Origin of the sequence: Mycolicibacterium houstonense (genome assembly GCF_900078665.2) — a bacterium.
Taxonomy (GTDB): domain Bacteria; phylum Actinomycetota; class Actinomycetes; order Mycobacteriales; family Mycobacteriaceae; genus Mycobacterium; species Mycobacterium houstonense.
In genome coordinates this window covers 1,541,080-1,560,660 of the sequence record NZ_LT546207.1, presented here as the reverse complement: position 1 = coordinate 1,560,660, position 19,581 = coordinate 1,541,080, and the positions used below count along the sequence as shown (strand labels likewise).

General features: G+C 66.9%; 24 protein-coding genes and 1 tRNA gene. 8 read left to right on the top strand and 17 right to left on the bottom strand.

Translation table 11 applies throughout. The features are described from left to right. Window positions 1-84 precede the first annotated feature (84 nt). Window positions 85-222: a hypothetical protein gene (locus BN4332_RS33185; RefSeq protein WP_160110819.1), complete on the bottom strand. Its 138-nt coding sequence runs from the start codon at window positions 220-222 to the stop codon at window positions 85-87. A 102-nt stretch (window positions 223-324) separates the two neighbouring features. Between BN4332_RS33185 and BN4332_RS07810 the strand changes: the two genes are divergently transcribed. Then, complete coding sequence (locus tag BN4332_RS07810) at window positions 325-1,203, top strand: PAC2 family protein (protein WP_066897926.1); 879 nt, start codon at window positions 325-327, stop codon at window positions 1,201-1,203. Here the strand turns inward: BN4332_RS07810 and BN4332_RS07805 are convergent. The 3 genes from BN4332_RS07805 to BN4332_RS07795 all read right to left on the bottom strand — a co-directional run bounded on the left by BN4332_RS07805 (window position 1,200) and on the right by BN4332_RS07795 (window position 4,226). Beyond that, entirely contained in the window at window positions 1,200-2,084 is an 885-nt protein-coding gene (locus BN4332_RS07805; protein ID WP_066897925.1) for an SDR family oxidoreductase, read from the bottom strand. The genes BN4332_RS07810 and BN4332_RS07805 overlap by 4 nt on opposite strands. A 26-nt stretch (window positions 2,085-2,110) precedes the next feature. Continuing rightward, window positions 2,111-3,349, bottom strand: a complete 1,239-nt coding sequence (gene mshC, locus BN4332_RS07800; RefSeq protein ID WP_066897924.1) for a cysteine--1-D-myo-inosityl 2-amino-2-deoxy-alpha-D-glucopyranoside ligase — start codon at window positions 3,347-3,349, stop codon at window positions 2,111-2,113. A gap of 115 nt (window positions 3,350-3,464) precedes the next feature. Then, window positions 3,465-4,226 carry a 3'(2'),5'-bisphosphate nucleotidase CysQ gene (locus BN4332_RS07795; RefSeq protein WP_066897923.1) on the bottom strand — a complete coding sequence of 254 codons (762 nt, stop codon included), beginning with the start codon at window positions 4,224-4,226 and terminating at the stop codon, window positions 3,465-3,467. 93 nt (window positions 4,227-4,319) lie between these two features. Here BN4332_RS07795 and BN4332_RS07790 point away from each other — a divergent pair, with 93 nt between their 5' ends. Next, entirely contained in the window at window positions 4,320-4,727 is a 408-nt protein-coding gene (locus BN4332_RS07790; protein ID WP_066897922.1) for a DUF2628 domain-containing protein, read from the top strand. Here the strand turns inward: BN4332_RS07790 and BN4332_RS07785 are convergent. Genes BN4332_RS07785 through BN4332_RS07765 form a run of 5 tightly spaced genes read right to left on the bottom strand, consistent with a single transcriptional unit; the run spans window position 4,724 to window position 8,053 of the window. Further along, on the bottom strand, window positions 4,724-5,548 hold the full coding sequence (locus BN4332_RS07785) for an Rv2133c family protein (protein ID WP_066897921.1): 825 nt from the start codon (window positions 5,546-5,548) through the stop codon (window positions 4,724-4,726). The genes BN4332_RS07790 and BN4332_RS07785 overlap by 4 nt on opposite strands. Then, entirely contained in the window at window positions 5,532-6,119 is a 588-nt protein-coding gene (locus BN4332_RS07780) for an Rv2134c family protein (RefSeq protein ID WP_066897920.1), read from the bottom strand. Before BN4332_RS07780 ends, BN4332_RS07785 begins: the two co-directional genes overlap by 17 nt. A gap of 35 nt (window positions 6,120-6,154) precedes the next feature. Further along, window positions 6,155-6,826: a histidine phosphatase family protein gene (locus BN4332_RS07775; RefSeq protein WP_066897919.1), complete on the bottom strand. Its 672-nt coding sequence runs from the start codon at window positions 6,824-6,826 to the stop codon at window positions 6,155-6,157. A gap of 28 nt (window positions 6,827-6,854) precedes the next feature. After that, on the bottom strand, window positions 6,855-7,685 hold the full coding sequence (locus tag BN4332_RS07770; RefSeq protein ID WP_066897982.1) for an undecaprenyl-diphosphate phosphatase: 831 nt from the start codon (window positions 7,683-7,685) through the stop codon (window positions 6,855-6,857). 56 nt (window positions 7,686-7,741) lie between these two features. Then, the gene (locus BN4332_RS07765; RefSeq protein WP_066897918.1) at window positions 7,742-8,053 is read right to left on the bottom strand and encodes a hypothetical protein; all 312 of its coding nucleotides are present in this window, start codon (window positions 8,051-8,053) and stop codon (window positions 7,742-7,744) included. A gap of 123 nt (window positions 8,054-8,176) precedes the next feature. On the opposite strand from BN4332_RS07765, the gene BN4332_RS07760 reads away from it, so the two are divergent. The 3 genes from BN4332_RS07760 to BN4332_RS07750 are packed head-to-tail and all read left to right on the top strand — an operon-like array spanning window position 8,177 to window position 10,580. After that, window positions 8,177-9,205, top strand: a complete 1,029-nt coding sequence (locus BN4332_RS07760) for a YncE family protein (RefSeq protein WP_066897981.1) — start codon at window positions 8,177-8,179, stop codon at window positions 9,203-9,205. Continuing rightward, the gene (locus BN4332_RS07755; protein ID WP_066897917.1) at window positions 9,202-9,471 is read left to right on the top strand and encodes a DUF5703 family protein; all 270 of its coding nucleotides are present in this window, start codon (window positions 9,202-9,204) and stop codon (window positions 9,469-9,471) included. Before BN4332_RS07760 ends, BN4332_RS07755 begins: the two co-directional genes overlap by 4 nt. Continuing rightward, on the top strand, window positions 9,471-10,580 hold the full coding sequence (locus tag BN4332_RS07750) for a quinone-dependent dihydroorotate dehydrogenase (protein ID WP_066897980.1): 1,110 nt from the start codon (window positions 9,471-9,473) through the stop codon (window positions 10,578-10,580). The genes BN4332_RS07755 and BN4332_RS07750 overlap by 1 nt, the downstream gene beginning before the upstream one ends. On the opposite strand, the gene BN4332_RS07745 is transcribed toward BN4332_RS07750, so the two are convergent. Continuing rightward, window positions 10,565-11,089 carry a YbhB/YbcL family Raf kinase inhibitor-like protein gene (locus tag BN4332_RS07745; RefSeq protein ID WP_066897916.1) on the bottom strand — a complete coding sequence of 175 codons (525 nt, stop codon included), beginning with the start codon at window positions 11,087-11,089 and terminating at the stop codon, window positions 10,565-10,567. The two genes, BN4332_RS07750 and BN4332_RS07745, sit on opposite strands and share 16 nt — an antisense overlap. 43 nt (window positions 11,090-11,132) lie before the next feature. Further along, complete coding sequence (locus BN4332_RS07740; protein WP_066897915.1) at window positions 11,133-12,467, bottom strand: M20/M25/M40 family metallo-hydrolase; 1,335 nt, start codon at window positions 12,465-12,467, stop codon at window positions 11,133-11,135. 87 nt (window positions 12,468-12,554) lie between these two features. Here BN4332_RS07740 and BN4332_RS07735 point away from each other — a divergent pair. Beyond that, window positions 12,555-12,640 (top strand) — tRNA-Leu (locus BN4332_RS07735). A 514-nt stretch (window positions 12,641-13,154) separates the two neighbouring features. Here the strand turns inward: BN4332_RS07735 and BN4332_RS07730 are convergent. From BN4332_RS07730 to BN4332_RS07715, 4 genes are read right to left on the bottom strand one after another with little or no spacing between them, the layout of a single operon-like run. Next, window positions 13,155-13,508, bottom strand: a complete 354-nt coding sequence (locus BN4332_RS07730; protein WP_074133008.1) for a DoxX family protein — start codon at window positions 13,506-13,508, stop codon at window positions 13,155-13,157. Window positions 13,509-13,518: 10 nt separating this feature from the next. Next, window positions 13,519-14,382 (bottom strand): fumarylacetoacetate hydrolase family protein, encoded by an 864-nt coding sequence (locus tag BN4332_RS07725; RefSeq protein WP_066897913.1) that lies wholly within the window; start codon window positions 14,380-14,382, stop codon window positions 13,519-13,521. Between the two features lie 34 nt (window positions 14,383-14,416). Next, on the bottom strand, window positions 14,417-15,247 hold the full coding sequence (locus BN4332_RS07720) for an alpha/beta hydrolase (protein WP_066897912.1): 831 nt from the start codon (window positions 15,245-15,247) through the stop codon (window positions 14,417-14,419). A gap of 45 nt (window positions 15,248-15,292) precedes the next feature. After that, window positions 15,293-15,946 carry a hypothetical protein gene (locus tag BN4332_RS07715; protein WP_066897911.1) on the bottom strand — a complete coding sequence of 218 codons (654 nt, stop codon included), beginning with the start codon at window positions 15,944-15,946 and terminating at the stop codon, window positions 15,293-15,295. A gap of 63 nt (window positions 15,947-16,009) precedes the next feature. Between BN4332_RS07715 and BN4332_RS07710 the strand changes: the two genes are divergently transcribed. After that, window positions 16,010-16,672: a TetR/AcrR family transcriptional regulator gene (locus BN4332_RS07710; protein ID WP_066897979.1), complete on the top strand. Its 663-nt coding sequence runs from the start codon at window positions 16,010-16,012 to the stop codon at window positions 16,670-16,672. Continuing rightward, window positions 16,669-17,313 carry a polysaccharide deacetylase family protein gene (locus BN4332_RS07705; protein WP_066897910.1) on the top strand — a complete coding sequence of 215 codons (645 nt, stop codon included), beginning with the start codon at window positions 16,669-16,671 and terminating at the stop codon, window positions 17,311-17,313. Before BN4332_RS07710 ends, BN4332_RS07705 begins: the two co-directional genes overlap by 4 nt. Before the next feature lie 96 nt (window positions 17,314-17,409). On the opposite strand, the gene BN4332_RS07700 is transcribed toward BN4332_RS07705, so the two are convergent. Together BN4332_RS07700 and BN4332_RS07695 are read right to left on the bottom strand one after the other, a co-directional pair. After that, on the bottom strand, window positions 17,410-18,804 hold the full coding sequence (locus BN4332_RS07700; protein ID WP_066897909.1) for an amidohydrolase family protein: 1,395 nt from the start codon (window positions 18,802-18,804) through the stop codon (window positions 17,410-17,412). Window positions 18,805-18,861: 57 nt separating this feature from the next. Further along, window positions 18,862-19,563: a TetR/AcrR family transcriptional regulator gene (locus tag BN4332_RS07695; protein ID WP_308208408.1), complete on the bottom strand. Its 702-nt coding sequence runs from the start codon at window positions 19,561-19,563 to the stop codon at window positions 18,862-18,864. Window positions 19,564-19,581: the final 18 nt, after the last annotated feature.

The window sequence follows — 19,581 nt, the reverse complement described above, 5'->3', positions numbered from 1 at the left end:
AGTCTACGTCGTCATCCGATCGACGTGTGGACGCCCAACTCGTCGCTGGGATCGACCCGGTCGGCAATGTCGTCGTCACCAAGATCAACCAGATTGCAGCGGACCGAATTTCGCCTCGAAATGGCCGCAGTGGGTGCCTGCGGCGCCATCGCTGCCCATCGCCCGCGTCGACACCGCATCGAGTAGGCCGATGCCGTTGACAGACGTGTCAGCTGCAATCACATGAAACAGGGTAGTCGGTCTATCAAACAACGCTGTTGGGCGCTGCTGCGACCCGCGAGCACAACGGACTCCTCGGCACCTTCCAGGGCTTACGCTGAGGGTGTGACACCGTCGTATCCGAACGCCGGCCAGCGTATCAATCTGCCCGAATTGAAGGACGCCACCATCGTGGCCGCCTTCGAGGGCTGGAATGACGCCGGCGATGCGGCCAGTGACGCGCTGGACCACCTGGATGCGATCTGGGAGGCCCAGCCGATCGTCGAGATCGATGATGAGTCGTACTACGACTACCAGGTGAACCGTCCGGTGATCCGCCAGGTCGACGGCGTCACCCGCGAGCTGGTGTGGCCCTCGATGCGGATCTCGCACTGCCGTCCCCCTGGCAGCAACCGGGACGTGGTGTTGATGCACGGTGTCGAGCCCAACATGCGCTGGCGCACCTTCTGCGCCGAGCTGCTGGCCATCGCCGACAAGCTCAACGTGCAGACCGTGGTCATCCTGGGTGCGCTGCTGGCCGACACTCCCCACACCCGGCCGGTACCGGTGTCGGGCTCGGCGTATTCGGCGGACTCGGCGAAGTTCTTCGGCCTGGAGGAGACCCGGTACGAGGGGCCGACCGGCATCGCCGGCGTGTTCCAGGACGCCTGTGTGCAGGCCGGCATCCCCGCGGTGACGTTCTGGGCGGCGGTTCCGCACTATGTGTCGCAGCCGCCCAGCCCGAAAGCCACCGTGGCCCTGCTGCGCCGCGTCGAGGACGTGCTCGACGTGGAAGTGCCGTTGGCCGACCTGCCCGCCGCCGCCGAGGAGTGGGAGCAGGCCGTCACCGAGATGACGGCCGAGGACGAAGAGATCGCCGAGTACGTCGCGTCATTGGAGCAGCGCGGCGACGCCGAGGTCGACATGAACGAGGCGCTCGGCAAGATCGACGGCGACGCGCTGGCCGCCGAGTTCGAGCGCTACCTGCGGCGGAGGGGCCGCTAACTCTCCGGCTTCTCCAACGCCTCGATCCGGGCGCTCGTCGAGCGGCCCAGCGCAGCGGCCTCGGCGTCGAGCTTGGGCAGCAGCGTCGGGGTGAACTTGCGGATGTCGCGCTCGGCCAGCGGGGTCGAGACGAACGGCCGGATCCAGCGGAACGCGCCGACCCATTCCGGGCAGTAGATGCGCTTCTTGCGCCCCTCGATGCCCTTGACGAACGCCGCGCCGCAGGCATCCACGGTGGTGGTCCGGTTCAGCGGCGGCGGCAGCTTCGACAGCATCTCGCGGAATGCCGACAGGTCCGACTTGGCGTCCTGAACCAGCGGGGTGTCGATCCAGCTCATGTGCGCCGAGCCGACGTCGACACCGAGGTGGGCCACCTCAAGGCGCAGCGTGTTGGCGAAGTACTCGGCCCCGGCCTTGGAGGCGTGATAGGCGGCCAGTCCGGGTGCCGAGGTGAATGCCGCCAGGGAGGACACCACCAGCACATAGCCGCGACGTTTGATGACCGCGGGAAGAGTGGCGCGCACGGTGTTGAACACCCCGACCACATTGATGTCCTGGACTCGTTTAAACGCCTCGGGGTCCACCTGCATGACCGAGCCGAAACTGGCGATGCCTGCGTTGGCCATCACGATGTCGATGCCGCCGAAACGCTCGACGGCGGCGTCGGCCGCCTTCTGCATGGCGGGCAGGTCGCGGACGTCGGCCAGCGCGGTCAGCACGTGCTCCTCGCCCAGCTCGGCGGCCAGCGCGCTCAGCGGCGCCTCATCGAGATCGGTGAGCACCAGCTTGGCGCCCCGGCGCCGCAACCTCCGGGCCACCTCGGCACCGATACCGCGCGCGCCGCCGGTGATGAAGACGACTTTCCCGTTCACAGAGCCCATGGTGGCCAAACCTACCGCCGGGACCGTTACAGATCTACACCCAGCAGTGCATCGACCGCGGTGGCCACCGTCCGGGGCGCAGCGGTGTCGTGGCCGCCGTAGGCCAGTGCGTCGGCACACCAACCATCCAGAGCAGCAAGGGCTTTCGGGGTGTCCAGATCATCGGCGAGATACTGGCGCACCCGGGCCACCACATCGGTGGCGTCGGGTCCGGCGGGCAGCGCCGTGGCGCTGCGCCAGCGCTGCAACCGGTCCCCGGCCTCGGCGAGCACCTCATCGCTCCAGAACCGGTCGGACCGGTAGTGCCCGGCGAACAGCCCGAGCCGGATCGCCGACGGGTCGACGCCGTCCGCGCGCAGGCGCGACACCAGGACCAGGTTGCCGCGGCTCTTGCTCATCTTGTGGCCATCCCAGCCGATCATGCCGGCGTGCACGTAGTGGCGGGCGAAACGCCGCTCCCCCGTGGCGGATTCGGCGTGAGCAGCCGAGAACTCGTGGTGCGGGAAGATCAGATCGCTGCCGCCGCCCTGGATGTCGAGGCCGGTGCCGATGCGCGTCAGCGCGATCGCCGAACACTCGACATGCCAGCCGGGGCGGCCGGGCCCGAACGGCGAGGGCCAGCTGGGCTCGCCGGGGCGCTCGGCACGCCACAGCAGGGCGTCGAGTTCGTCGCTCTTGCCGGGCCGGTCGGGATCTCCGCCCCGCTCGGCGAACAGCCGCAGCATCGTGTCGCGGTCGTAGCCGGACTCGTAGCCGAACTGGGCGGTGGCGTCGGCGCGGTAGTAGACGTCGGGGTACTCGTCGTCGTCGACGACGTAGGCCGCACCGGAGGCCAGCATCTTCTCCACCAGCTCGATCACCTCGGCGATCGAGTCGGTGGCGGCCACATAGTCCCGCGGGGGCAGCACGCGCAGCGCGGTCATGTCCTCGCGGAACAGCTGGGTCTCGCGGTCACCGAGGTCGCGCCAGTCGATGCCGTCGCGGTCGGCCCGCTCGAACAGCGGATCGTCCACATCGGTGACGTTCTGCACGTAATGCACGGTGTGTCCGGCGTCTAGCCACTGCCGGTGCACCAGATCGAACGTCAGGTAGGTCGCGGCGTGGCCCAGGTGGGTGGCGTCGTATGGCGTGATGCCACACACGTACATCGTGGCCGTCGGTCCAGGGGTCACCGGACGGACCTGCCGATCGGCGCTGTCGTACAACCGCAGTTGCGGACCGCGCCCCGGCAGCTCCGGAATTGACGGCGCCGACCACGATTGCATGGCTTCGACTCTAAGGTGCTCGCTCAGGACGGCCTCCCGCCGGTCGGTCCCGCACAGTTCAGCAAGTCTGACAACGGCGCGGGCGAATCCATTCCCGACCCACTCAGAAAAATTCTCATCCGGCCGCCCCGATCGCTTCCAACAGGATCGGGGCCAGCTCCTTGCGGCACATCACGAAGTCCGGCAGATAGGGGTCGGGCCGGTTGTACCGCAGCTCCGAACCGTCCAGCCGGGAGGCGTGCAGCCCCGCGGCGAGCACCACCCCCGCCGGGGCGGCCGAATCCCACTCCCACTGCCCGCCGGCGTGGATGTAGGCGTCGACGTCGCCACGCACCACCGCCATCGCCTTGGCGCCGGCCGAACCGATGCGCACCATCCGGAAATCGAGCTGTTCCCGCATCCGCCACAGCACCGCGGGCGGGCGGTTCGAGCTCGCGGTGATCAGCAGCGGACCCTCACGCCGCGGCCCCGGCGGGCTGACGGTATCGCTGCGGTACACCTCGCCGCGGGCCGGCAGGGCCACCACCGCATCCGACAGGCCGCCGCCGACGCCCACCGAGCGCTGCCACAGCGCGATGTGCACGGCCCAGTCCTCCCGGCCGGGCAGTGAGAACTCGTGGGTGCCGTCCACCGGGTCGACGATCCAGACCCGGTCGGCGTCGACCCGGGCCAGGTCGTCGACCGCTTCTTCGCTGAGCACGGAATCGCCGGGTCGCGCCTGCGCCAACCGGTCCAGGATCAGGGCGTTGGACCGCCGGTCCCCCTCGTCGCCGAGGTAGTACGGATCGTAGAAACCGACCTCGTCGCGTACGGCCAGCAACAGCTCACCGGCCTCCTTGGCCACTGCTGCAGCCAGGTCGGCGTCGGTCGAGTGCATCGAATCAGTATCGGTGGCGCGCCAAAGCGGTGCGCTGGCGGGGCCGGTTGCCCAGTAAGGTCATGACCTGCCATACCGGAACAGAGGAGAACCATGACCGAGCAGACCCCCGTCGACAACCTGTCCGACTCGTGGCGGTGGAAGTTCGGTTTCTTCGACACCTACGGCCTGCCCAGCGCCTCCCCCGAGGCCAAGGCCGCCTACCGCAACCTCAGCTTCATGGCCAAGCTGCGGCTCACGTCGAACATCCTGGCGTTCCTGTTCGGCCCGCTCTACTTCTTCGTCAAGGGCATGTGGCGCAAGGGATTGACCCTGTTGGGTCTGACGGCCGTGGTGGTGACGGTCCTGGTGGTCGCCGGCGCCAGCGACCTGGTGGGCCGGGCCGTCGGCATGGGCCTGGCGGCACTGGCGATGTCGACGGCGAACTACGCCTACTACCTGCATGTGGTGCGCGGCAGTCAGTCCTGGAATCCGTTCGAGGGATTCGGCCTGACCCGCTAGAACGCCGGCCACGGGATCGGCCGGTGCCGATCAGGTGACGGCATCACCGGATCATCCAGCAGCCCAACGATTCTGGACCGCAACGCGGTGATCTCGGCTTCGGTGATGTGGGTGCACAACTGCTCGGCCAACCCGCCGAAGCCGTCGCGCAGTGCCGCGACATGGGACAGGGTTTCGTCGTCGACGGGCTTGCCCGCCCATCCCCACAACACCGTCCGCAACTTGTCGTCGACGTGCAGGCTCACCCCGTGGTCCACCCCGTACACCGCGCCGTCGAGGCCGGCCAGGATGTGCCCGCCCTTGCGGTCGGCGTTGTTGATCAGGACGTCGAACACCGCCAGCCGGAACAAGCGGGGATCGTCGGCGTGCACCAGGGTGACCTCGTTGCCCGCGTAGTCGTACGCCTGCAGGATCGGCAGGAAGCCGGGCGGCAGCTGCCCGGCTGGGACCAGGTCCACCAGATCGGGGCCCGAATCCGGCTCGTCCCCCACCTGATCACCGGGTTGATCGACCCACAGCTGCAGCATGCCCGGGCCAGCCGGTCCGTCACGAATAATGGTGCGCGGCACGATGTTCCACTCCAGCGCGGCCGAGACCAGGTAGGCGCCCAGCTCACGGCCGGCCAACGTGCCGTCCGGAAAGTCCCACAGCGGCGCCTCACCGCGGATCGGCTTGTACACGCAGTGCACCTGCCGGTCACCGAGATTGGCCTCGCACAGGAACGTGGCATTACTCGCCGACCGGATCCGGCCGATCACCGTCAGTTCGCCGTCGGCCAGTACGTCGCCATCCTCGGGATGGGCGCTAGTCGACTGCGTCATCTTCGGACCCGGCCACCTCACCGCGACGGTAGCCGTTGGTGCGCACGCAGATGTGGCCGTCGGGGTCCAGCGGCTCATCGCACAGCGGGCAGGGCGGGCGTCCGGCCGAGATCACCCGATTGGACCGGGTGGCGAATTCACGGGCCGACTCCGGGGTGAGGAACACCCGCACGGCATCGGGCCCGTCCTCGGCGTCGTCGAGCACCACGGACGCGTCGAACTCGCCTTCGGAGACCGCGAGCAGCTCGACCACGACCGTCTGTGCCTCGGAGTCCCAGCCCAGCCCCATCGTCCCGACCCTGAATTCGGCGTCGACCGGGGTGACCAGCGGCAGTAGATCGCTCACCTCGCCGGTGTCCGGCGGGATCGGCGTGCCGAAGCGACGGTTGATCTCGGTCAGCAACGCGGCGATGCGCTCGGCCAGGACGGCGACCTGCTGCTTCTCCAGGACCACCGAGATCACCCGCTTGTCGTGCACCGCTTGCAGGTAGAAAGTCCGGTTGCCGGGTTGGCCGACGGTCCCGGCCACGAAGCGGTCGGGAGTGCGGAAAACATGAATTGCGCGGGCCATGGCACCTTCCAAAATACCGGTACTGGTACCGCGGGTCAGTTGGTGGACCCGCCCACCACGGCATCGGTGGCGGGTTTGGCGGCCAGCCCGGCGCTCAACTGCGCACCGGTGTGGTTGATGTGCATCACGAACGGGCGCACCTCGGTGTAGCGGATCACGCTCATCGATGCCGGGTCGGCGGTGATGCGCTGGAACCCGTCGAGGTGCACGCCGAGCGCATCGGCCAGCACCGCCTTGATCACGTCGCCGTGCGTGCAGGCCACCCACAGCACGTCGGCGCCGTGCTGCTCGGCCAGTGCGCGGTCACGTTCGCGCACCGCGGCGACCGCCCGGGCCTGCACCTGTGCCAGCCCCTCGCCGTCGGGAAACACCGCCGCGCTGGGCTGCTGCTGCACCACCGACCACAGCGGTTCCTTGACCAGTTCGCCGATGGCTCGGCCGGTCCAGCTGCCGTAGTCCACCTCGGTCAGCCGCTCGTCGACGATCGGCTCCATTGCCAGCGCCTCGGCCAGCGGTGCCACCGTGCGCTCACAGCGCAGCAGCGGCGAACGCACGATCGCGGCCACCGGGAGTTCGCCGATCCGCGCCGCCAGGCCTGCCGCCTGCTCGGCGCCACGCTCGTCGAGATCGACGCCCTCGCTGCGGCCGGCCAGGGTATGCGCGGTGTTCGACGTCGAGCGGCCGTGCCGCAGCAGGATCACCGTCATTTCTCAGTCCTCATAGCGTGCCCTCTCGTCATTGCGCCGCGATCACTCCGGTACCCAGCAGCGCCAGCACCACCACACCCAGCACCACCCGGTATCCGACGAACCAGTACATGCTGTGCGATACCAGGAATTTCAGGAACCAGGCGACTGCCGCGAAGCCGATGACGAACGCGATCACCGTGGCAACGAACAACTGAGGGCCCGTCGCGCTCATTCCCTCCCCGACCGGATGGAACGCATCGGGCAGCGAGAACAGACCCGAGGCGAACACCGCCGGAATCGCCAGCAGGAAGCCGAACCTGGCGGCGAGCTCGCGCTCCATGCCGAGAAAGAGCCCGGCACTGATGGTCGCACCCGAGCGCGACACGCCGGGAACCAGGGCCAGGCACTGGGCCAGGCCGACGATGATGCTGTCGCGCCAGGTCAGCTGTTCGACGCGGCGGACCTGCCTGCCGTAGTACTCGGCGGCGGCGATCACCGCCGAGAACACGATCAGCGCCGAGGCGACCAGCCAGAGATTGCGTGCGCCGGTACGGATTTCGTCCTTGAACAGCAGCCCGAAAACGCCGATCGGAATGCTGCCGATGATCACCCACCAGCCCAGCCAGTAGTCGGCCGACCGGCGGGTGGCGTCCAGCAGCCCGCCGAACCAGGCCCTGACGATGCGGCCGATGTCCTTGGCGAAATACACCAGCACCGCGAGTTCGGTACCCAACTGCGTGACGGCGGTGAACGAGGCGCCGGCGTCGTCGTCGAAGAACAATTGCGAGGTGATCGCCAGATGCCCCGAGGACGATACCGGGAGAAACTCGGTGAGCCCCTGGACAATCGACAACACGACCACTTGCAGCCAGGACATGGCACCGACGTCAGTCACGACGACGACCGTACCGTGACGACCTCAGCGGAACGCGTTCAGCGAGCGGCGCGCGACACCGGCTGCGCCTCGGCGACCGCATCGCGGACCGTTGCCGACAGGCTGCGTTCGTCGGTGAGGTCGATGTCGGTCAGTTTGCGGGAGGCCACGGCCACCACGTCGTCGTCGACGGGCACCGGCCCGGACAGCCGTGGGCGGTAAACCTCGATCATGAGCTGCTGGCGCTCGATGTGGAACGAAAAGCTCCGGCCGTCGCCGACTTGGCCAAAGCCGCTGGCGTGCACACCAGTGGAAATATCCTCCATAGCAAACTCACGGCTACACAGTTCCCGGTCTGCGGCGAGGGTCATGGTCGAACCATACCTCCACTTATGGCGCGATGCTTGCAGACGCGACCAATTCTGGCGAACGGTCATGCCTAAACTGGATTCTTGCCCGTCACCGACCAACCAGATCCGATCGAGAGCCATCCGTTGCGCCCAATCCTTGCAGGTCAGCCAGTTCGCGCCGGCCTCGTCGCACTGGCCCTGCTGCTCACCGCGGGCTGCACGTCCAATCCCGCCGACGCCCCGCCACCCACCATCGAGCCCGCTCAAGCTGCGGATTCACCGCCGGTCGCCGCCACCCCGGACGGCGAGATCCGGCAACTCCGCGGACGCACCGACAGCGCAGTGTTCGACCCAGCAACCGGCACGCTGGCTGTGCTGTCCCCCGGCCCCGAGGGCCAGTCGATCCTCACCCTGATGACGGGCAGCGCACCATCGCGCGACGTGATCCTGACCCCGGCGGCCACCGCGCTGAGCGCCGACGGCAAAGGCAATCTGCTGGCCGCCACCCGCGGTGGGTACTTCCGCGTCGACGTTGCCGGCGCCAAGGCCGGCAAAGTCGACGTGGAGGGCCAGCAGGACGTCGAGTTCACCGCGATCGCCGTGCGCGCCGATGGCAAACCGGTGCTCGGCAGCGCCGACGGCGCGGTCTACACCCTGGGCGACGATCACACTGTCGCCGCCCGGCTCAAGATCTTTGCCAGGGTGGATTCACTTGTCACGCAAGGCAATACCGCAGTGGTGCTGGATCGCGGACAAACCTCGGTGACCGCCGTCGATCCCAGCGGGACCAAGGCACCGCAGGCCCTGCGGGCCGGCGAGGGCGCCACCACCATGGCGGCCGATTCCCGCGGCCGGGTACTGGTCGCCGATACCCGCGGTGACGAGCTGCTGGTGTTCGGCGCCGACCCGCTGATCATGCGCCAGCGCTACCCGGTGCCCGCCGCCCCCTATGGCCTGACCGGATCCGACCGGCTGGCCTGGGTGTCGCAAACCGCGGCCAACACCGTGATTGGTTACGATCTCTCCACCGGCATACCCGTGGAAAAGGTGCGTTATCGAACCGTGCAGCAACCGAACTCCCTGGCCTACGACGACAAGACCGGCACCCTCTACGTGGTGTCCGGCTCGGGAGCCGGTGTGCAGGTGATCCGCGACGCAGCGGGCCGGCCATGACCACCATCCAGCAGGGCCGCATGCCCCCGGGGTGGGACAAGGTGGTCGCCGAAGACCGCTCCGAGGAGTACGACTGGATCCCGCTGCGGCTGCCGCCGGATGTGACCAGGATCAGTGCCTCGATCCGCTTGTCGATCGAGGCGGAGTACCGCGGCTGGGAACTGACCCGGGTGCGGGCCTATACAGACGGGAGCCGACGGGTGCTGTTGCGCCGCAAGAAAACCGCGTCAACGATGCCGGGTACACCGCAGGCGCCGGCGCTGTGATCTACGCGGCACTGCGGCGGGCCCTGTTCCTGGTGCCCCCGGAACGGATTCACCTGTGGGTGTTCGCGCTGCTGCGCACCGTCACCGGCCCCGCGATCCTGCGCCGCGCGCTGGCGCGACGGCTGGCCCCCACCGATCCGGCGCTGGCCAGCACGGTGTTCGGGGTGCGCTTCCCCGGCCCCATGGGTCTGGCCGCCGGATTCGACAAGGATGGCCGCGGCCTGGGCACCTGGGGCGCCCTCGGCTTCGGCTTCGCCGAGGTCGGGACCGTGACGGCCCAGCCGCAGCCGGGCAACCCCGAACCCCGGCTGTTCCGATTGCCCGAGGACCATGCGCTGCTCAACCGGATGGGCTTCAACAACGAGGGCGCGGGTGCACTGGCAATCCGGCTGGCCCAGCACACCCCCGATGTGCCGATCGGGGTGAACATCGGCAAGACCAAGCTGACCCCGGCACAGGACGCGGTGGCCGACTACGCCGAGAGCACCCGGCTGGTGAGCGCGCTGGCCGCCTATGTCGTCGTCAACGTCAGCTCCCCCAATACGCCGGGGCTGCGGGACCTGCAGGCCGTGGAATCGTTGCGGCCGATCCTGGCCGCGGTCAAGGCGGAGACGAACAAGCCGGTGCTGGTCAAGATCGCCCCCGACCTCTCGGATGCCGACATCGACGAGATCGCGGACCTGGCAGTCGAATTGGGCTTGGCCGGCATCGTCGCCACCAACACCACCGTGTCGCGTGACGGGTTGGCCACCCCCGGCGTCGCCGAGCTCGGCGCGGGCGGGGTCTCCGGGCGCCCGGTCGCACGCCGGTCACTGGAGGTGCTGCGCCGGCTGTATCGCCGCGTGGGCAGCAAGCTCGTGCTGATCAGCGTGGGCGGCATCGAGACGGCCGACGACGCGTGGGAACGGATCGTCTCGGGGGCCACCCTGCTGCAGGGCTACACCGGGTTCATCTACGGCGGCGGCCTGTGGGCCAAGCAGATTCACGACGGCATCGCCGAGCGGTTGCACGCCGGCGGGTTCGCGTCGCTGACCGACGCGGTGGGATCAGCTGCCCGCTGCCCCCGCCGCGCCCGCCCTGCGGTTACTTCTGCTCAGTGCTGTTCATAGGTGCCGTGGATCACGGCACGGGCGATGGCCTGGCCGAACAGGTTGAAGCCCAGGTACGCCGGGGTGGCGCCATCCGGCAGCCCCAGGGACTCCACCGGCAGGGCATGCACGGCGATGTAGTAGCGGTGCGGGCCGTGACCGGCCGGCGGAGCCGCGCCGATGTAGCGCTTGAGGCTGGCATCGTTGGCCAGCGTGACCGCACCACCGGGCAGGTCGCCGCCGTCACCCGCGCCTGCGGGCAACTCGGTCACCGAGGCAGGCAGATCGGCCACGGCCCAGTGCCAGAAACCCGAGGCGGTCGGGGCATCCGGGTCGTACACGGTGACGGCGAAGCTCTTGGTCTCGTCCGGGAAGCCGGACCAGCTCAGCTGCGGCGAGGTGTCCGAACCGCCGGCGCCCATGATCCCGCTGACCTGATCGTTGGCCAACGGCTGCCCGTCACTGACCGATTCGGAGGTCAGGGTGAACGTCGGCAGCTTCGGCAGGTTGTCGTACGGAGATGTGCTCATGGTTCCCTCTCGTCGTGACTCATGTGCGTCGTGACTCGTGCAGTCAGCAGTTCCGCAGAAAGTGTTCCAGAACGCCCGCCCCGAACTGCAGTGCGTCCACGGGTACCCGCTCGTCGACACCGTGGAACAGGGCCGCGAAATCCAGGTCCGGCGGCAGGCGCAGCGGCGCGAACCCGAAGCAGCGAATCCCCAACCGCTGGAACGACTTCGCGTCCGTTCCGCCCGACAGCATGTAGGGCACGGTGCGGGCCTCGGGGTCCAGCGCCAGGATCGCCGCGTTCATGGCATCCACCAGATCACCGTCGAACGTGGTCTCGTACGACGGCAGATCGCGCTCCCAGCTGCGGGTGACATCGGGACCGATCAGCGCGTCGACCTCACGCTCGAAGGCCTCCTTGCGGCCGGGCAGCACCCGGCAGTCGATCACGGCCTCCGCCGACGCCGGGATCACGTTGGCCTTGTAGCCGGCCTTGAGCATGGTCGGATTGGCGGTGTCGCGCAGCGTGGCCGACACGATCCGGGCCACCCCGCCGAGTTTGGCGATCGTGCCGTCCAGGTCCGGCGAGTTCACGTCGAAGTCGTAGCCGGTCTCCTCGGCCACCGCGGTGAGGAACTGCTCGACGGCCGGGTTGAGCACCAGCGGGAACTGGTGGCGGCCCAGCCGGTCCACAGCACCGGCGATGGCCGTCACCGCGTTGTCGTCGTGCACCATCGAGCCGTGGCCCGCCCGGCCCCGCGCGGTCAGCCGCATCCACGACAGGCCCTTCTCGGCGGTCTCGATCAGGTAGAGCCGCCGCTCGCCGCCGTCCTTGCGGGGCACGGTCAGGGAGAATCCGCCCACCTCGCCGATCGCCTCGGTGACCCCGTCGAACAGGTCGGGCCGGTTGTCCACCAGCCAGTTGGCGCCGTAGGTACCGCCGTGCTCCTCGTCGGAGACGAACGCGAACACCAGCTCACGGGGCGGGACGATGCCCGAGCGTTTGAAGTGCCGGGCCACCGCGATGGCCATCCCGACCATGTCCTTCATGTCGACCGCGCCGCGGCCCCACACATAGCCGTCCTTGACCGCCCCGGAGAACGGGTGCACGCTCCAATCTGCGGGTTCGGCCGGGACGACGTCGAGGTGCCCGTGGATCATCAGCGCACCGCGGGACGGATCGGCACCTGGCAGCCGGGCGAACACATTGCCCCGTCCGGGCGCCCCGGCCTCGACGTATTCGGTCTCGTAGCCGACCTCCTGCAGCTGTTGGGCCACCCAGTGGGCACACTCGGCCTCGCCCTTGGTGGTGGCCGGATCACCGGTGTTGGAGGTGTCGAAACGGATGAGCGCGCTGACGAGATCGACCACCTCGTCCGCGCTGGAGGCGGGGACAGTCACAGTCACATTCGTACCACTGGGGCACCGGTTTGGGTCTGGGGCACACAATCCGATAGCCTTAGGCGCCCAACCCCGCAGGGTTGGCATGTCCGAGTGGCGGAATGGCAGACGCGCTAGCTTGAGGTGCTAGTGCCCTATTAACGGGCGTGGGGGTTCAAGTCCCCCCTCGGACACAATTGTGATGAGTCGAGTCATTGGTTACAGATCACCCCGGCCTTGGTCGGGGTTTTTGTTTTTCGGGCCAGGAGTTGCCGTCTGGGTTGATGTGGTGGCCGGCGATGAGGTGGTAGCCGGTGTTGCTGATGACCGACACGGTGGTGGTACCAGGATCAGGACCCGGGCGCCGACGTGGCGGCCTCCGATGCCGAGGTGGTGAAGGTGGCTACCATACGCAGGCCGGGTGGTGTCGGCCCGGGCGGGGTTGCGCCTTGCGCGCCCAGTACCTGCACCCTTGACGATGGGGCAACAGATCGGTGAGCCGCGCGGCCACATCGGGGTCGGCGTCGGCGCACTCTCGTGCCACCGTAGAGGTCAGCTAACACGTCGCTGAGAGCCTCAGACCCATCTTGTGTTCAAGGTTGGTGACGAACACATGGTAGGGCTGCCCCGAACCGTGGACGGATGCACCGGTAAACAGTCAGGCTCGGCAGGTGTTGTAACGCGGCGCACCAACGGGTGCGTTGTTTGTCAGAACTTGAGTGTGCTCAGCACGATGATCGCCAGGGCCGCCGCGGCGGTCAGTACTGCCGGCAGAATGGCCGTGAAGCTGTCGTGCGCGCGGGCGTGGTAGACGATGGCGCCGATCATGAGGATGAGGACCGCGGTCGCGGTGATTATGGCGAGTGGAACGAAGAAGATGCCGAGGATAAGCCCTGCGGCCCCTGCGATTTCGGCGATGCCGATCGCGCGGCTCAGATTGGCACTGATCCCAAGGTGATCGGCGTTGCCGCGCGCGGTGGCGTTGTTGAGCAGTTTCATCGTGCCGGTGGCGATGAGCAGCAGTGCCAGTAACCCCATCAGGATGGTCGTCACTAAATGCATGTGTGCGTCCTCAGCCGGCGGCGGTGCAGGGGTTGCGGAGTCGGCCCAGGCCTTCGATGGCCGAATGCAAGATGCTGCCGGGAGTGAGGTAACGCGGTGGGGTGCGTGAGTATCCGACGCCGGACGGGGTGCCGGTGAAGATGAGGTCACCGGGCATCAGTTCACAGACACCGGACAGGTGACTCACGAGGTCTTCGACGGGGAAGATCATCTCGCTGGTGCGGGCCTGCTGGACGATCTCGTCATCGAGCGTGGTCATGATGGCCAGGTCGCTCGGGTCGGAGAGTTCATCGATGGTGGTGATCCACGGGCCGATTGGACTGAACCCTCGATGACTTTTGGCGAGACTGAATTGGGGTGGCGTTCCTTCCATCTGGGTAGCCCGCTCCGAGATGTCCTGGCCGACACAGTATCCGGCCACATGACTCATCGCGGCCTCTGGCGTGATGTTGCGGCCACCGCGGCCGATGACCGTGACCAGCTCGATCTCCCAATCGCAAGTAGGTGCGGGCAGCGGAATGGTTGAGCCAGGACCGGCCAGTGAAGAGGCGAACTTCGTGAAGATCAGTGGTTGGTCGGGAACGGCAAGGCCGGTCTCGGTGCTGTGGTCGGCGTAGTTGAGGCCGACGGCGAAGATCTGCCGGGGAGCGGTCGCGGGTGGGCCGAGCAGGCTGAGATCTTCGAGCAGGTCGGCTTCGGTGAGGGTGACGTTCGGTTCCGGCTGCGCGGTCGCATAGAACGTACGGATGTCATCGAGATTGGCGATCGCCGCGTCGGGTTGACTGGGCAGTGACCCTCCGGACGCTTTGGCGAGATCGACAATCCCGTCCGGGGTGATCAACACGGCGCGGCCGGCCAGGTTGGCGAGTTTCATGGCTTTCCTTTGCAGACGACAGAGGGGTCCGGTTCTAGTGCAATGAGCTGAGCTGCTTGGTGCACCAGCCGTGCACCACATCGGCGTAGTCGCGGGTGTGGAAAAGCATCAGCTGATGGACGGCGTCAGGGTGGATGTGTAGCTGGACCGGTCCGCCGGTGGCATCGGCGACCATCTTGGCGATCTCGGGGGTGAAGATGGGATCCTTCTCCCCGACGGCGAACAGGATCGGTTTGGTGTTGTCGGCCAGCGCGACGGCCGGGTCATAACGAAGGATCGACCCCCAGGCGGCGAGGTCATAACTCCATGTGTTGAGCGGGTCATTGTGTTTCTGCACGCCCGCTCCACGGAACCCGTAGTCCTCGTCGAAGTTTATGTATTGGTCGATGTCGAACCGCAAAGCCGTGCCGAAGAAGGCGGTCATCTGCTTGAACGCCTCGGAGCGAAAGGGGTTGTCGGCGGGAATCAGTGGCGAAGACGGTATGGCGAATCCCATCAAAATTGCGCCGGCGTGCGAGTCTGACGCCGCGTAGGCACAGTAGGCGGCGGCTGCACCCAACGACGAACCTTTGATGAACACCGGCAAGCCGGTGTGGGTGGCGATGTGCTCGGTCACGTTCAGCGCGGCGTCCACCCACTCCTGCAAGGTGAATTGGCCGGCACGACGATCGACACACGATCGGCCATGGCCGGGAGCGTCCATGCACCACATCTCGGCGCCTCGTTCGGCATAGTGTGCCCCGAACTTGTCGTAGATCCCCCCATGACCTCCGATCCCATGCTGTACCAACAGGACGTGGTCAGCCCCGGGCCCGGCATACCGGTAGGCGAAGGTGTCGCCGATCATGTGTTCTTCGCGTTGCATTTCGCAGCTCCTCGTCGCGTGTCTGTCAGCGGATTCATCCGTGGGTCAACGTGTTTCAGCCTTCTGAGTGGCGCATAAGCTCTCTCGGCGCGACGTCGCTGCCGAGTCACCGGCGGAAAACACCGGACTCCACCGGCCGCTGGTGTCCTCAGCAGCCTGCTCGCGCGCCCACGTGAAATGGTGCCGGGCCGATGCCAACAGCAACGGACCGGCGACGAGTCCGACCACGGCGTATTTCAGGTCGGCGCGGCGAGTCTCGAAGAGGATGCTGCCGGCACCCCCCACGCCCCAGACCCACAACACCGCGTTATAGGGGCCTACCAACTCCGGCGGTAGGCCTTCGGCCTCGTCGAGCCACGGGAACAGCCCGAGCCGCCGTGTCCAGGGCCAATCGATGAAGTGCACGACCACCGATGCCAGCGAGATGCCGGCGTTGAATGCCAGCGCCGCGTCCTCCCCGCGCCAACGGCCCCGCGCGGCGCTGCGCAACAGCAGCGGAGGTGCGGCCGCCCACAAGACGTTGGTCACCCGCCGGCCCAGCCAAGGCTCCAGGAAAACACCGAGACCCGCCCACCGCTCGAACCAATTGTGGCCTGCGCCGCCCAGCGTGGCCAGGATATTGAAGACCTGGACCGACGAACGTGTCCTTGGTTTCCGCGCCATTGCATCCTCCCGCAAATTGTTGATGATCATCAACATGATGGGTCCGAGGCTATCGCCAGATGTTGATGTTCGTCAACATCGACGGTTATGCTGGGTGACATGACGACCGCCAAGCGACAGGGCCGGCCTCCGGCCGCCGAGGCCCCGGCGGCATTGCCCGATATCTTGTCCAAGGCGCTGAAGATGTTCGCCGAGAATGGTTTTGACGGGACGTCGGTCGCTGCGCTGAACCGTGAACTAGGGGTCAGTCACAACCTGATTCATCAGAGGTTCGGATCCAAGGAGGGTCTGTGGTACGCCGCGGTGGACTTCGCGTTCGGCGAGGTACACGAGCAGATCAGCGTCGACACAGAGTTGGCCGAGCGGGACCTGATGGAGGCGGCACGTCAGACCATCGTGCGGTTCCTGGTGAGCCACGCCCACCATCCGGAGCTTCTGCGGTTGGTCACCGTCGAAGGCGCGACCCCCAGTGCGCGCCTCACCTACCTCCACGAGGTTCATGTTCAGCCGCTCTACGCTCGCCTTACCGAGCCCCTGAAGGTGCTCGTCGACTGTGGCGCATTGAACGCTGCCGATGTGCGCAGCCTGCACTTCCTGGTCGCCCACGGGGGCACCGCGCCGTTCAGCCTGGTGCCGTTTGCCCTCATGCTGGAACCTCACGACCCGACCGAGCCTGCCGCCATCGAACACCACGCCGAGTTTGTCGCCGACATGCTCATCGCGGGCCTGCGGGCGCGGGTTGCGACAAAGGGGACGCCGTGAGAGTCACCATCACCTTCGATAACGGCCCTACCGAAACGACCGCCGAGGTTCTCGACATTCTCGGTCAGCGGGACATCAAATCCACGTTCTTCGTGATCGCCGGCCAACTCACCGAACCGAGTGCGCGTGCCCTGTCGGAACGAGCAGCCTCCGAAGGTCACTGGATCGGCAACCACACCTTGACTCACAGCATCCAGTTCGGCGATGCCCCAACAGATCTAGCCTTAGTCACCCGAGAAATTCGGGATGCAGAAGAGATCATCGGCACTTTGGCCCGACCGGTGAAGTTGTTCCGGCCTTACGCCGGCGGTGGCGTGCTGGGCCGACGCGTCTTTAATCCTGCCGCGATCGACTACCTGCAACGGCACGACTACACCTGTGTGCTGTGGACGAGCGTGCCGCACGACTGGGACCAGCCCGACCAGTGGGTGCAGCGATGCCTCGATGACATTGCCCACCAGGACTGGAGCGTCGTAGTCATTCACGACCTGCCCACCGGAGCCATGCAGCACCTGCCGAATTTTCTCGACGAACTCACCGAGCGAGGCGCCGACATCGTCCAGGACTTTCCCGAGCCATGCATGCCCATCTACAACGGAATCCGCACCGCCGACCTCGACCATCTGACGACAAGCCTTTGACCCGACTGTACGAACCAACCCCTCGGGCACACACTTGAGGCGACACGAATTGAGTCGGCAGTCGCCGTCACTCGCTGGAGATGTCAGTCGATGCCGCTAGTCACCGGAGCGGATTTGGCGACGAAGGTGCCGGCGCACGACCGTGCGTACGACGCGGCGTCGTATGCGGGCCAGCGGACCGGTTGCGCGGATCTTGTGGGCGAAGCGTTCGCCGGACTGCTGCAGACGGTCTTTGACTTCGTCGATATCCGTGTCGACCAGTGTGTGGTGGCGTTTGCGCCAGTGCCCGCCGATCATGACCGCTTCGATGTTGGCGATGCTCGCCTGCAACGCCGCGGCGATCGGGTCGTGGGCCGGCCACAGGTTCAGTGCGCGGGCGTCGATGACGACGAGATCGGCTTGCATGCCGGGTGCGAGGTGGCCGACCTTGTCAGACAGGCCGAGCGCGCGCGCACCGTGGACGGTTGCCCACGACAACGCCTGCTTGCTGCTGAGCCCTGCGGTGGGCGCGCTCAGCCCGGTGCGGTGGAACTCCTGCTCGTGGGCCAGTCCTCGTTGGTGGGCCAAGGTGATGCGGGCAGCGGTGAGAACTTCACCAGATACGGCCGTTTCGGTGTCGGTGCCGAGTGACGGCGCCCCGCCGGCATGCAACAGTCTTTCGGTGATTGCCGTGCAATGGCCTTGACCCAGTTCGTTTTCCGGTGTGGTCGTGAAGGTGACTCCGACGCCGGCGAGTTTCTTGACCCATTGGTCGGCCAGACCGGTGCCGTGCACGATGTTGGCGTGTGGGCCCCACAGGCCAGCAGCGCCGACGGCATTCCAACCGCGTCCTGACGTTCCGGCGCTCTGATGCATCGATGCGATCAGGCCGCGGTCGACGGCGGCCCGCAGATCCGCGATCGCCACGTCAGGTGTGGAGAGTTGCGGGCCTTTGATTGCCATCCCCAGCGTGAGTAGAGGGTTTCTCGCGATGGGACCGCCAAGGAGGCGGTCGATCTCGGACACGTCATGGGGTTTGGTGGGACCGCCGTGAGGTGTGCCGTGAAAGAAGACTGCACGGATGCCGACAGTGTTCAATGCGTCGATAGCGGCGTCGGCATGGGCTGGGGTCAGGCAGTTGTGACACCAGTCGCCCACAGTAGTTGTGCCGCAGCCGATTTGGTTCAGCGCACCGGCCATTGTCCCGATGTGCATGTCGTCGGGGTCGTATCTGCGCGCGACGTGGCCGTGAGTGTGGGCCAGGTATTCGAGCAGCGACCAGTCTCCGCCGGCGAACCGTAGCGCCGTCTGCCAGGTGTGCAGGTGGGCGTTGACGAGTCCGGGAACGACGATGCGGCCCTCGAGGTCGACAACGTCTGCGCCCGTCGGATCGAGGTGGTCGCCCATCGCCGCGATGCGATCGTCCTCGACGAGGACGTCGATGCGTTCAGTGTCGGGACGATGCGGCGCCATGGTGATCACCTGCGCACCGCGTAGCAATATTCGCGCCACCGCTTGCCTCCCACTAACCATTAACGGATACAGTGTGTCCGATAACAGGGAGCGGTGTCAACGCCTCTTGCGCGCAGTCGGCTTCGGCGCGAGTTGACTCAAGCCGTTGATGAGGAGTTCGAGACCGAAGGCGAACTCTCGCTCGAGCGGTACGGGTAGATGATCGGCCACACTGACGGTGGCGGGAAATACCTGCGGGTCGAGGGTCTGCCAGACCTCGCCCTGATCCGCAGCGTTGGCGCCAGACGGGGACAGCTGTGTCGCGAATCCCACCACGTAGCGCGCCAGCGTGGCGCACGCCTGCGCGGCCAACGGTGCCGCAAAGCCCGATTTGAGCAGCAGTGCGATCGTCTGCTCGCGCTGGGCCATCGCATTGGGTCCGATCGGAATCTTCTCGACCAGCAGCGGCGCGACGTGAGGGTGGCGTCGGAACACATCAAACAGACCGTGTGCCAATGCTTCACAGGCTTGCTGCCATGTCATGGCGTCCAGCGTCGCATCGTCGACGTGCGCCTCGGCCAACACGCTGTCGATCACCTGGGCGACCAGGTCCGCCCGTCCGGTGAAGTGCCGGTACAACGTCGCGGTACCCGAGTCCAGTCGCTGGGCCAGGTTGCGCATCGACAGCGCGTCGGCGCCTTCTTCGTCGAGGAGCGCTGTGGCGGTCGCGATGATCCGGTCCAGCGGCAGCCGCGGACGACCCCGGGAACGCCGCGGGCTCCCCTCCGTCAGCTCGGGCCTTGAAGGTGACGTGCTCACGCGGCTCAGTATGACCAC